The 12,112-nt window shown below is 64.5% G+C and carries 10 protein-coding genes and 1 pseudogene; 4 read left to right on the plus strand and 7 right to left on the minus strand.

What is annotated here, in order from left to right:
• Positions 1 to 23: 23 nt before the first annotated feature.
• From ACJ8AN_RS16270 to ACJ8AN_RS16290, 5 genes are all read right to left on the minus strand, one after another.
• On the minus strand, positions 24 to 2,111 hold the full coding sequence (locus ACJ8AN_RS16270) for a serine/threonine-protein kinase (RefSeq protein WP_407756276.1): 2,088 nt from the start codon (positions 2,109 to 2,111) through the stop codon (positions 24 to 26).
• A gap of 156 nt (positions 2,112 to 2,267) precedes the next feature.
• Complete coding sequence (locus ACJ8AN_RS16275) at positions 2,268 to 2,630, minus strand: helix-turn-helix domain-containing protein (RefSeq protein ID WP_407756277.1); 363 nt, start codon at positions 2,628 to 2,630, stop codon at positions 2,268 to 2,270.
• A gap of 12 nt (positions 2,631 to 2,642) precedes the next feature.
• Positions 2,643 to 3,086: a helix-turn-helix domain-containing protein gene (locus ACJ8AN_RS16280; RefSeq protein ID WP_407756278.1), complete on the minus strand. Its 444-nt coding sequence runs from the start codon at positions 3,084 to 3,086 to the stop codon at positions 2,643 to 2,645.
• 5 nt (positions 3,087 to 3,091) lie between these two features.
• Positions 3,092 to 4,222, minus strand: a complete 1,131-nt coding sequence (locus ACJ8AN_RS16285; RefSeq protein WP_407756279.1) for a serine/threonine protein kinase — start codon at positions 4,220 to 4,222, stop codon at positions 3,092 to 3,094.
• A 22-nt stretch (positions 4,223 to 4,244) separates the two neighbouring features.
• A complete protein-coding gene (locus ACJ8AN_RS16290) occupies positions 4,245 to 4,844 on the minus strand; it encodes a hypothetical protein (protein ID WP_407756280.1) in 600 nt (199 codons plus the stop codon).
• Between the two features lie 727 nt (positions 4,845 to 5,571).
• Here ACJ8AN_RS16290 and tnpC point away from each other — a divergent pair.
• Complete coding sequence (tnpC, locus tag ACJ8AN_RS16295) at positions 5,572 to 7,032, plus strand: IS66 family transposase (RefSeq protein WP_407756281.1); 1,461 nt, start codon at positions 5,572 to 5,574, stop codon at positions 7,030 to 7,032.
• A 235-nt stretch (positions 7,033 to 7,267) separates the two neighbouring features.
• On the plus strand, positions 7,268 to 7,981 hold the full coding sequence (locus tag ACJ8AN_RS16300; protein WP_407756282.1) for a hypothetical protein: 714 nt from the start codon (positions 7,268 to 7,270) through the stop codon (positions 7,979 to 7,981).
• A gap of 882 nt (positions 7,982 to 8,863) precedes the next feature.
• Here ACJ8AN_RS16300 and ACJ8AN_RS16305 read toward each other — a convergent pair.
• Together ACJ8AN_RS16305 and ACJ8AN_RS16310 are read right to left on the minus strand one after the other, a co-directional pair.
• Entirely contained in the window at positions 8,864 to 9,949 is a 1,086-nt protein-coding gene (locus ACJ8AN_RS16305) for a phage major capsid protein (RefSeq protein ID WP_407756283.1), read from the minus strand.
• A 4-nt stretch (positions 9,950 to 9,953) separates the two neighbouring features.
• Positions 9,954 to 10,748 (minus strand): HK97 family phage prohead protease, encoded by a 795-nt coding sequence (locus tag ACJ8AN_RS16310; protein WP_407756284.1) that lies wholly within the window; start codon positions 10,746 to 10,748, stop codon positions 9,954 to 9,956.
• Positions 10,749 to 11,771: 1,023 nt separating this feature from the next.
• On the opposite strand from ACJ8AN_RS16310, the gene ACJ8AN_RS16315 reads away from it, so the two are divergent.
• Entirely contained in the window at positions 11,772 to 11,945 is a 174-nt protein-coding gene (locus tag ACJ8AN_RS16315) for a helix-turn-helix domain-containing protein (protein WP_407756285.1), read from the plus strand.
• Positions 11,942 to 12,112 (plus strand): annotated as a pseudogene (locus ACJ8AN_RS16320) (site-specific integrase); the annotation flags it as partial. The gene ACJ8AN_RS16315 and the pseudogene ACJ8AN_RS16320, both read left to right, overlap by 4 nt.

Genomic DNA, 12,112 nt, shown 5'->3' on the forward strand with positions numbered 1-12,112 from the left:
ACCTCCAAAGAGCGGGGCAACACCTAGTATTCGGTCGGCCAGTTGAGTTGAAAGCGCGGGTATACCTTGGCATTTCCGGGCTTGCTTCCTGGGTCGAGGCAGACGCCCAATCCAGGGCCGCAATCGTAATTCTTGCCGCGTTCGTCAATGAACGTCGCTTCGGTATCCAGGCCAATGACCAGACACACGGGCACAGTCCCCGCGCCGGGAATCTGCGCCTGGGTGAAGGTGCCGAAGAGGCGATCCTCCCCAAGCTGCAACTTGCCAAGAAGCAGCGTGTTCTCGGGCAACCCCGGCGCGTCCACTCGGAGGGTAGCGGGACCGCCTTTGACCCTGGCCACCTCGCCGGGCTCGTGCTTGTACCCCTTCAACGTGGCAAACCCCCGTGACTCGAAGTGAAGCCTCTGGTGGGTCTCCTGCCAACCCTCGGGGCAGGAAATCGCGGGGGGCTCGGGGCGCACCTGGGAGGCGGGCGCGGTGCATCCCCCGTCGAGCAGCGCACAGACCGCCACGGCTGCGGGCTTCACCGGCAGGCGGAACCCTGCACCTTGCGTCTGCGTTTTCGTCGTTTCGTTCTTGGGCGTCTGAGCGGACGTGCGAGCCATAGCGTTAGCGGTAGACGCGGGAAGTTGAGCCCCAACGGGTGCCGCGTCTCCTCCGGCGAGAGATTCCAGCGCCTTTGCATCGGACGCCACTTCACGACCGCGCACGCCTGCATCGGTTGCGCTGGTGGCGGGGGACGTGGACGGTAGCGGCAGCTCGGGCCGTGCCTCGCTGGTGCGGATTGAAGAGCCAGGTCCCCCCAGGTTCGCGCCCACGGACAGGACAACGACGGCCACCAGCAGCACGGCCCCAGCGAGCCCTAGACGCCACGCGGCGCGGCGCGGGTGGGGAGCTGCGGCGGCAGGCTCGAGTTCGCGAGCTGGCGGCACTGGGGCGCTCTCAACGGGCAGCTCTTGCTCTGCCGGGGCCGGTGCCGCGCCGGGCGCGTCCACCGTGGGGATCTCGTCCGGGTTTGCGGCTGCTGCCGGAACCTTCGGGGCTGCCATCTGCTCGGGCAGGAAGAACACCCGGTCCCTTTTCGGCAGAGGCCGCCCGCGCCGGGGGCGCCGCTTCACCGCCCTTAGAAAAGCGCGCCGCTGCTCGCTCGCCTCCTGCCGTTCCGGGTCCTCGACCGTGGTTGTGAGCTGCGGATCGTCCGGGTCCCCGAGCGGCGGATCCCAGGTGGCGTCGTTCTTAGCGTTGGACAGGGACTCATTCAAAGCCGCGCACAGCGTCGCAACCACCGGGAAACGATCCTCCGGTCGCTCAGCAAGCATCCTCATGCACAGCAGCGAGGCTGCCAGCGGCACTTGGGGGTTCACGACGTGCGGCGCTTCGGGCCGATGGCTCAAGATGCGCTCGCGCAGCCCGTCCAGCCCCCCCGGATCCGTCCGCTCGCCAAAGGGAAACACATCCGTAAGCAGCCAGTAATAAGTCACCCCCAACGCCCACATCTCGTCGGTCGGCCCATACTCGTATTGACCCGCGCCGTCCGGGTTGGCGCGCTGGAACCGGATCTGTTCAGGGGATCGGAACTCCTCTGTCCCCGGTGGGAGCTGCGAGCCGGTGACAGTCGGGGCACTGGCAAGAGAACCAATTCCGAAATCAATCAAGATCGGCCTCTCGCTCCCTTCCCGAATGAGAATGTTCTCAGGCTTCACGTCACGGTGAAACACGCCCGCCGCGTGTACCGCCCCAAGCGTCAACGCCGCGTCCAGGACGATGCGCGTAGCCTTCCGCGCCGATGGGTTTTGGTTGTAGGCAAACGCAAAAAGTGTGTCGCCCGGCACGAATTCCATCACGATATAGGGATGGCCGATAACCGGGTCGGGCCAGAAATCCGAGCCCACGTAGCGGACAACGCCGGGGTTCTCCAGGTGAATGAGAATGCCGATCTCACGCTTGCCCCTTCCGTCCAGCGTGGAGACCAAGAGGAGCTTCAACGCAAAAAAGCGGCCCCCGCGCTCGACCTTGTAGACGATCCCGAGGCCCCCCGCGCCCAAAAGCCCCACGATCTTGTAGTCCCCGATCATCTCGTCGATGTCCGGGTGCCTGAGTGTCAGTCCCACGCTCTACCTCACCTCCTAGATGGGGGAGCGTAGCATAACCGCAGGGATACGGCTCAGACAGCGGGACCGGGGCGGCAGGTGGACCCCTCCAAGGTGGCGACCGCTCCAAGTCGGTCGCCCCACCCGCCGCCCCAGTCCCTAATCCGAGACGGTTCTCTATTCCTCACGCATCGGCGCAGCGTCGAGGACCAGCAGCAGCTCGCGCCCGATGGCCACCTTGTACTCGGGCCAGGTCCGCAGGAGCCCTACGACCCTTCGCGTCTCGGGTGACAGGTCGTTACCCGATGACGGCACCTCGCGCGGGCTCATATCCAGCAGCACAGCAGGCGACACACCCAACGCAGCCGCGAGCCGTCGGAGTGCCGGAACGCTCGGCATCATTCCGCCGCGCTCGATCCGTCCATAGACCTGCGCACTCATGCCAGCCTTTTGCGCCACTTGGGCCTGCGTGAGCCCGAGCCCCTCGCGTGCCGTTCGGGCTGCCTCTCCGATGGTCTTTTGCAGAAGGTCATCATCCATAGAGCTTTTCTATCAGGTCGTTGCCGCGTGTGCCTTGCGTAGGGACCCCTGCCGCCGCCGCTTATGCGTCACGAGTACAGCAGCCATGCGCGTGAAGGTGGCAATCTGGAGCTTATCCATTGTTCGCAACGTGCGGCGGAGCCGCCGAAACTCTCGCGGCATGGGGTCGGGCGTTGGTTCGGTTATCTTGGGTGTCGTCGCCTTCCTCTCGCCAGCGAGCCCGATCAACGTGTCGACAGAAGTCCCGAGCGCCTTGCTGAGCTTTATAAGCGTCGGGGTGCTCGGGCGAAGGTCGCCTCGCTCCCACCGCCCATAGACTTCCGTCGCAACGCCGACGCGCTCGGCTGCTTCCTCCTGCGACAGTTTCAACGTCATTCGAGCCTTGCGCGCCGCGCTTCCAATCTGGACGCTCAGCGGATCCTTCTCGGACGACCGTGTGACAGGCTTTTGATTCATTGGCGCTAGTCTCCCTGCTCGTCCGGCGACAGCGCCGTTCGCTCGATGGGGTTTGCCGTCAGCCGCTTGACCCTCGCGGCAGCATCGAAAATCGCCTTCAGCTCTTCGGCGATCGCGGCAGGGACGACAGGCGGATCTACAGTCCCGAGGTACACGAGCAGCTCTTCGCGCATTTCGGCGGCCCCATAGCGTACGGAGGGCTCCGGTTGAAGCGCACGCCGGACAATGGACCGCAAGGGACCGGGTGCGAACTCAAGCCGACGCTCGGCTTCCGCAGGATCGAAGCGCAGCAGCCGGTAAGCCAACACGTCCAGGCTTAGCTGCGCGCTCCGCTCAGCTCGCACACGGGACGCGAACCCTTTCGGAGTGCTTTGCACAGGCACATCACTCGGATCGAGCGGGTATTCAGCCAGCAGCATTTCCAGCAGCACGAGCCCGAGAGAGAAAACGTCCGCTCTGCCGTCAATGGCTCCCGCGATTAGCGGGTCGACCCGGCGCCCGGTGAACTCCATCGCAGCTCGCAGAATCTCGGGCGCACAGTAGGCCGGATCGCCGCGCAGCAGGCCGGGCGGCGTCTGTAAGCGGTCGCGCAGCTCGGAGTACGCCGCGCCGAAGTTCACGAGCTTGACCCGGCCATCAAACCCGAGGCGGATCCGCATGGGCCCCACGGCACGGTGGATGATGTGCAGCGGTTGGCCCGCGCTGTCACTGCGCACATGTGCATAAGCAAGCGCGCCCGCCACTTCCGCTGCGACATAGGCAGCGAAGGGGGGCGACAGCGTGCGCCCCACCAGCAAAGCGAAGTCCATCGCCGTCAGGAGATAGCAACCGCGCATGTGCTCGGTGACGACATAGGGAACATCGGCATGCACCGCGAAGCCGTAAACCTTGGCGATGCCCGGGTGCTCCAGGTGCGACGCGAGCTGCACCTCTTCCCATGCCCGCTCGCTCCGCTCGTAATCCGATGACAACTGCATAGGCTTCAGAATGACTTGCGAACGAGCCCCGCCGCTAAGGGGCTGCTTCCAAGCGAGAAGAAGCTTGTCGTAATCCCGGTGATCAACCTGGGTGCCGTAAACCTCGTAATGGAAGCCCTCGAAATCGAAGCGAAGGCGCGGGCCGGAGCTGTCTGCCATGATGCGTTCTCCTCACGAGGCCCTACAGCTTGTCGAGACCGGGACGGTCTGCACGCCGCCAGCTCTCGCCGTCGCTGCGCGTGTAGAACTCGCCGATTTCAAACGCACCCGCGCCCGCCCTGTCGTCGCGCACCTCCACCGGGCCAACCCATCGCACGGGCTCGCCGGTAAGCGCTGCCGCGAGGAAGCCATCCTGACGGAGAAGGAAAAGTCTCCGGTACTCCTGAACCATCCGGCTCAGGTCCCAGCGGGACAGCCCTTGTCCGTGCCGCTCGACGTAGCGCAGCAGCTCGTCGGCAACGACCCGGGGCGCGTAGTGCTGGGGGAGGTAGGGCAGGATCGTGAAGTAGCGCCGCAGCCGCTTGGCCTGCACAGGCGACACGCTGCGCCCCTGGTGGATGGCTTCAACAGGCAGCCCGGCCCCCAGCAGCAGCGCGCCGAACTCATCCAGGCCCGCCAGCGCGTCACGGGTAGCGGCGAGCGCATCGGGGGGAGGACGGCTCGCGCACGCGACCGGGCCGGACGCGAGCAGCGCCAGCACTGCAAGCAAGCTCAGCGGGGCATGAACCGAAAGGCAGGCAACACGAATCCACTTCCGAAGCGAACGCGGCTCGCTCGGCACGGGGCACCTCCAGCGCGGTAGTTAGTAAGGCTGCGAAACGCCTGGATAGGTAACACAGTCATGTGAACAGTGGAAGCCCAGGACTACCGAATAGGTCCGAAACAAATATTGCAGAGATTGCGCGTTTAGGCCCGAATCGGGGAAATCAGTACAGATTTTTTCCCCGCGTGTATGGGTTATTCCGGCCACTGTGCGCGGCATGTGCCTTTACCGGACTCGTCGCGGAGCGGGGCTGCTGTGTACTCACGCGCGGGGTTCGAGGTGGCCTGTGATTACAGAGCCGGACCTACGAGCAGCGGGGCGCCGTGAAGGGTGCGAGGCAGGGCGCGAGATTCAGAACGCGGCAGCAGCGAAGCAGGCGAGCTGGGGCAGCTCGGGCCACGGAAGGCGTCAATGAGGAGTGTTGAGGATCGAAAGCACAGCCGCCGAGCGAGGCGAGTCTAGGGTACAGGGCGGCGCGCAGGGACGGGACACGGCGAAGGCGCCAGCAACCGGGCGCGGTCCTCTCCTGCTCGGGTGCGGCCTCCTCCAGCTTTGGTGCGGCTCATATAGCGGAGCTGTGACAGCTCGTGCCGTAGAGGGCACCAGTAACCCGGGCGGCGTCGGACGCGGGACACCGGCAGCCGTAACCGTTCACCGCATTGGCTTGGTTGAAGAGAAGCCGGGCACGACGTGACCGGAAACGTGGTGCTGGACAAGAGGACGTCTGGCGTGGTGTAGCCAGGGCATGGTGGAGGTGGATGCCCGAGACGCGCGCATCGCGGAGTTGGAAGCGCAAGTGGCTGCGCGCGATGAGGTCATCGCCGGGCTGATGGCGAAGGTGGAGGCGCTGACGGCGCGCGTGGCGGAGCTGGAAGCGCGGCTCAACCAGAACTCGAGCAACTCCTCGAAGCCGCCCTCCTCGGACGCACCCGGCACCCCGCGCCAGCCCAAGAAGCCCACGGGCCGGAGACCCGGTGGACAGCCCGGCCACAAGAAGCACGAGCGCGCGCTGCTGCCCCCCGAGGACGTGCAGCACGTCGTGGAGTTGGTGCCCAAGGAGTGCGGGGGTTGCAAGCGACGACTGCATGGGCAGGACACCGCGCCCCGGCGGCACCAGGTGGTGGAGGTGCCGCCCCTGTCGGCCATTGTCACCGAGTACCGCTGCCATGCACTGCAGTGCCCTGACTGTGAGGTGGTGACTCGCGGGGAGGTGCCAGCGCACGCGCGCAGCGTCTTCGGTGACAGGCTCGCGGCGCTCGCCTCGTTGTTGGTGGGCAAGTACCGCCTGTCCAAGCGGCTGGTGAAGGACGCCTTGTCGGACATGCTGGGTGTGGAGTTGTCGGTGGGCAGCGTCAGCAACCTGGAGGGCGAGATGTCGCAGGCGCTCGCGCCAGCGGCGGCCGAAGCCCTCGACTACGTGCGGGCCTCGGAGGCGGCCAACGCCGATGAGACGGGGTTTGTGCAGGGACGAGAGGGCGGCCGGGCCGCTCGCGCTTGGCTGTGGGTGGCGGCCACCGCTCTGGTGGTGGTGTTTCACATCGCCACAAGCCGCAGTGGCAAGGTCGCCCGCCATTTACTCGGCGCGGACTTCGCTGGCTTTCTCACCACCGACAGGTGGAGCGCCTACGAGTGGGTGGACCCGGGGCTGCGGCAGCTGTGCTGGGCACACCTCACACGCGACTTCCAGGGCTTCATTGACAGGGGGGGACGGGGCGGGCGGATAGGCCGAGAACTCATGCGTGAGCGCAACCGCTTCTTCAAGTGGTACCACCGCGTGCGCGACGGCACCATGACACGCGAGCATTTCGAAGAGCGCATGCGCGGTGTGGAACGCACAGTCGGCCAACTGCTGCGCAAGGCGGCGCGGCGCGCGGAGAAGAAGACGGCCGGCATGGCTCGGGAAATCCTCCAGTGGGAGAAGTGCCTCTGGACGTTTGTCGATGTGCCGGGCCTGGAGCCCACCAACAACTTCGGCGAGCGCTGCATCCGGCACGCCGTCATGTACAGGAAGACGTCCTTCGGCACGCAGAGCGAGGAGGGCAGCCGCTTCGTGGAGCGCATCTTCACTGCCACTACCACCCTCAAGCTGCAGGGCCGTGACGTGCTCGCCTTCCTGACTGACACCCTCGCCGCGCACCGCCGCGGCCTGCGCGGGCCTTCGCTCCTACCCACCGCGCCCGTACCTCAGCTCGCTCTCGCCGCCTGAGCTGGTGAACGGTTACCGGCAGCCTACTCTCGGGCTCGATAGCGGGCACCAGGAAAACAGCAGCCGAAACTCGGGCACAGTAGATGGATGGATAGAGGGCATCGGATGGCGGCACCAAACTCCGGCATTATTGGGAAATACCAGTGGCGCGTTCCGGCATTTAAGCCCACAACTCATAACGGATTTCGGTTGAATATTTCAGTCAAGCTTGCCTTACTGGGCTGGAGGAGGAGTCATGCTCGTGATGCCGCCATATACACCGCCAGTGCCTAAAACTGACATCGTTGTCGATCTTGTGCGCGAAGGCGCGATCGTCGCATTCCTGCTTGAATCTGTGCATACCGATGAAGTTAAACATGGATACCCGGCCTGCGGGGAAGCAGGACGAAACTTGTCATATGCCGTATTGGGTCGTACCGACATCCCGCTCACGCTCTTGATTGAGCATCCGCAGATTGCGAAACTCCTGGGCATTCCGGACCTGTCCCACATAGCTGTAATGAATGTATCCCAGCGACCACTTCAGCAGAGTGCATACCTGGACAACTCACTGACCTTACCCAGAAACATGAAGACACTCGAAGGCGTGAAGAGAGCCCTCGAAAAGAAGCCCATCAATGACCTCGATGCGAAAATTAAGTTCACCCCCCCAGCACAGGAGAGGGCCCAGAAAAATTTGTACAAAGATTTCTGTAACCGTTTTCACCCACATCGGGATCGGTTCAAGCTCGTGATTCCGTGCGGGCATATCGCGTATTATTTCATGTCTTGGTATTTGGAGAAGAATCCAGACCCGCCATTCGCGATTCTGAAAGGCTTGGGGCATCCCGCCAAAACGGGGAAGCCTTGGATCAGGAAAGGGCTTGCGGATAGAAATCTTGAGATGTTGCGGAAGCTCGTGAACCTCGAATCAGTAGGTGAGTTGGTGCGAAGTTTGGGCAATGATTGATATCGGCCCGAAAAAATCTGAGATCAGAGCGTGTAGACGGATAGGCTCTCTGATGAGGATCCAGCGGAGTTGCTAGGGCGCTAAAGTCGGATTGTAGAGCAGCACCAGCAGTCAATGCGCCAGCATGGTGGAATGGCTCCAGCGTCTCGGGCAAGGGGGGAACGGGCACCTGGCGCCCTTGCTTACGCACCAGCAGCTCGGGCGCGTTGGAGCTGCCAGCAGCGCGGCTGTCGAAGCTCGGACGCTTGGGGAGGACACGGGCCAACGTGGAACACACCAGCGCTGCCGCACGCACCAGCAGCTCGGGCCGGTAAGCGGCACCCGAGGAGAGACAGCCACGGTGCGAACGTGGGGCCGTGGCGGGCTCCAGTAGCGCCGCAGCCGCCGCCGTGGGGCTCGAGTTCACCTGGACGCGAGAAACGGCACGGGTGGGCCGTGGCGGGCTCCAGTGGGGAACGGCTGCCGAAGCCCGGGGTCCAGCGGCACGGGGGCACGAGCAGGGCTTAGCCGGGGCCGTGGCGGGCTCCAGTAGCGCCGCAGCCGGGGTGCCGGGGCCGTTGGGGCCACCTGGACGCGAGAAACGGCACGGCGGGCCTCTGGCGGGCTCCAGGGGAACAGCAATCGACGAGCGGAGCTGTGGGAAGGCACCCGCACGCGAGCACCGGCACCGGGGGCGGTGGAGCGTGCCGGGGTTTGCCTGCTCTGCCCGTAGCCGACGCAGCGGCATCCATCCGGTTGGGGAGTGTCTCCAGGCAGCCCCCCGCTAGAGCGCACGATTAAATGCCGGGCTCCACGAGCCACGAGCAAGCGGGCCTCGACGTCTACGGGGCGTCGGGGCCCGTGCATGTGCCCGTCTCCTGGACTCGATGCCAGCCCGTCGGGTTAGTAGGTGATCGAGCTGAACGCCTTCGGCTGGCGCAGCTTGAAGTCGCCCTTCACGATCGCGCGGATGGTCGTCTCGTCGTGCTCGGCGCGGGTGTCGTGCTCGGAGAGGACCAGATCCTCGTCGATCCCGTAAATGAATTGCCGCCAGTCCGCCGAGAAGACGATCTTCGTCACGGGGACGCGCGTCGTCATCACGAAGGGGAAGCCCCGGATCGTGCCCTTGTCGAGCATCTCCTGACGGAAGATGAAGATGCCCGTGTCCTTGAGCTGCATCAGCGCAGTCGCCCGGGTCGGGTGGATCGCCCACGCAGCCGCGCCCATGCGAACATGCGCGGTCAACGGCAGCTCGACCGCCTTGTCGATGTCGGCCAGGTAGGCAGCCGCGGTCGTGCCAGTGTTTGCGAAAGTGTTCCCGCCGTCGAGCTGAGCGAAGAGCCCCTTCGGAGCGGCCCCGGTCCCGTCGCCGTTGAACCCGGCTTCGTCCAGACCATCGGCCACCGTCGCGCGGATGTCCTCACCGACGCCCGCGTCGCCGACCCCGGGAGTGCGCAGGAGATCGTTGCTGACGTCGGTGAGGACCATCCCCTTGTGCGCCTTGAGCACGAGCTTCCCGTACTTCGGCGCGCTCCTCGGGACAGTCTCCCCCTCGCCAACCCATTTGAAGTCAGAAGTTCCGGTCTGCCTGCCCATGTGCAACTCGCCCTTGAACGGCTGGGTTCGCACGCCGAGCTTGAGCAGGGCCGCCTCGGGCCGCAGGAACTCGATCACCTCGCCGCTCTGCTGGACGGGCACGAGCACGCCCGCCGAGTCGAACTTGCTGAGCTGAACCGCCTTCTGCACGTCGGCATTGCCGAAGCGCTTCGCGGCGTTGATCAGCTCGGACGCGCCCGTGTGGCGACCCACGGCGATGACGCTCTTCGTGAACGCGCCAAAGTTCGCGACGCTCGCGTAGACGCTGCCCTCGCGCATCGCCCTGTTTGTACCCATGCGGCCAGGGGCGCTTCGGGAGGCGGCATCGCTCAGCTCCCGCGCGACCTCCGGACCAAGCGCCTTGACCATGTCTGCGATTTGCTGGCGATTCATCTTTTCACACTCCTTGGATGTGTTGCTTGAACGCCTCGACGAATTGCTTCGCGGCCTCGGGCGCGTCGAAGTTCTTCGGCTTGGTTTTGTCCTCGTCGTCTTCCGTTGGCGGATCGTCAGACGACGGCTCGCCCGGCTCGGGCTTGCTCTCGTTAGCGGGGGGTCGTTCACCCGCGTCAGGCTTCGTGTCCTCGTCGTCCGTCGGCACGTCATCGCCGCGCTTGGCGAGCAGCTCGACAACCCGCTGCGCGATACGCTCGACGATGTCGTCGCCCTCGCCGTCGAGAGACTTCGCGCGCAAGGCGCGAGCGTTCCCCGGGATCGTCACGATCGAGACTTCGAGCAATTCCTGCGCGTCACAGTCGAAGCCGCCGCGCTCGTTCTGCCGGTACTGCCCCGGCAGCATGAGGTAACGAACGCTGGCAGCGTTAAGAATGCCCTTCGCGACCTTGCGCTCGACCTTGCGCGCGAAGTCGTCTTCGTCGTCAAAGACGATGTCGATCATCAGGGCGTCGCCCTCGACGTAGACGCGCCCCTTACCAATGGGCAGCGCGGGCTCGGCTCCCGTGCTCGCTGCCTGCGCGCCGTCGTCGTGATTGAACAGAACGACGCCGTTCGCGTTGTAGCCCTCGACGCGCCAACCCTTCACCCTCAGGCGATCCGAGTAGCGATCGAAGTCGCCGTCACTCGCCTTGAACGTATAGACACGTTGACCGCTCCCAGCCTCGACGGCGGTCAGCGCAGCCGCATCCTTCCGAACGGCTGCAAGCTGAAGGGATCGTGTGATCGGCTTCTTCATTCCTCCCGGTAAATGGGTGCGGTTTTTGTCTGTGGCTCATTCGCCGCTAACGGCGTCGGCGCTCACTTCTGCCGAGCTGCCAGCGGAAGGCGTCGGAGTCTGTTGGGGCGCGCTTGGTTGCTGGCCGGGCAAAAGCCGGGCATTGGAGCCACCAGACGCGAGAGACCGCACGGCGGGCCTGTGGAGGGGCTCCAGGTGCGCGGCAGCCGACGCTCGGGTGAGTGCGGTGCCAGGGGCGGGCAGCGGCACCTCGGGGACCGTGGAGCGTGCCGGGGTTTGCCTGCTCTGCCCGTAGCCGACGCAGCGGCATCCATCCGGTTATGGGGGTCGTTTCGGCAAGATTTCAGGGGGTGCGGACGGCAAAACCCAACCGCGCCCGCGAGTTTTTTTGGAAATTTTCTGAGCGTGTGCGACCTCCGAGCAAGGTTCCAAGTGACGGCGCTCCGGAAATCCGAACCGGGGGGGCCTCATGGGATGGCACGGCATGGGGGGCGCCGATAAGCGCCTATCACTGACTAGATTGCTCGCTGCTACAGCAACGCGGTTCCCTTTGTTGTCACGCCGTCAAGCCGTCAAGCCTTGTTCTATAAACCCCCTAGAGAAAAGTTGATGTAGGAGTAGGAGATGAGGGCATATGAACACACGCGAGATATATGGCTAGAGGATGTTGGGAACTCTCGCTTGACGCTTGACGCTTGACGCCTGCCCTTGGTTGGTCGCCGACCGCACGGCCCCGGCCGTCAAGCCGTCAAGCCTCTGTTCTATAAACCCCCTAGAGAAAAGTTGATGTAGGAGTAGGAGATGAGGGTATATGAACACACGCGAGGTATACGGCTATAGGATTGTTGGAACAGCCCAATTGACGCTTGACGGTTGACACCCGCCATCCCGCTGCCGCTGCCTGCCTGAGCCACGCCAAGAATCCGCACACATTTAGGCGCTGTGGAAACGCCCACCATTTCGCCAGCTCCAAGCCTGCCCACGCCCCCAGGGTCTGATTCCAGTGCGCCTGAATTCCTTACCGTGGACGAAGCCGCCGTTCTCCTGCGCGTGAACCGGAAAACGCTCTATGAGTCGATCCGGCGCGGCGAGGTGCCAGGAGTTCTCCACATCGGTCGATCTGTCCGACTTCGCCGGAGCGTTCTGCTATCCTGGACGCCGGGTAACAGCAGTCCCGCGCTTGGAAAGAAACCATGAGCGTCAGACTGCGGAAGTGGAAGACCAAGGAGGGCAAGGTGCAGGAAGCGTGGTGGATCGACGTCAAGTATCAGCACCCGAGCGGGAGGGTTGAGCGCGTGCGCAAGGCATCGCCTATCAACACTCGCCGGGGCGCTGAGGAATACGAGCGTCAGATCCGGCACGCA

Source organism: Archangium sp. (genome assembly GCF_045802675.1).
GTDB lineage: Bacteria > Myxococcota > Myxococcia > Myxococcales > Myxococcaceae > Archangium.

Bases quoted from the DNA above. Each gene is read 5' to 3' on its own strand.
- ACJ8AN_RS16275 (WP_407756277.1), bottom strand. From the start codon at position 2,630: ATGGATGATGACCTTCTGCAAAAGACCATCGGAGAGGCAGCCCGAACG.
- ACJ8AN_RS16300 (WP_407756282.1), top strand. From the start codon at position 7,268: ATGCTCGTGATGCCGCCATATACACCGCCAGTGCCTAAAACTGACATC.
- ACJ8AN_RS16310 (WP_407756284.1), bottom strand. From the start codon at position 10,748: ATGAAGAAGCCGATCACACGATCCCTTCAGCTTGCAGCCGTTCGGAAG.
- ACJ8AN_RS16280 (WP_407756278.1), bottom strand. From the start codon at position 3,086: ATGAATCAAAAGCCTGTCACACGGTCGTCCGAGAAGGATCCGCTGAGC.
- ACJ8AN_RS16285 (WP_407756279.1), bottom strand. From the start codon at position 4,222: ATGGCAGACAGCTCCGGCCCGCGCCTTCGCTTCGATTTCGAGGGCTTC.
- tnpC (WP_407756281.1), top strand. From the start codon at position 5,572: ATGGTGGAGGTGGATGCCCGAGACGCGCGCATCGCGGAGTTGGAAGCG.
- ACJ8AN_RS16305 (WP_407756283.1), bottom strand. From the start codon at position 9,949: ATGAATCGCCAGCAAATCGCAGACATGGTCAAGGCGCTTGGTCCGGAG.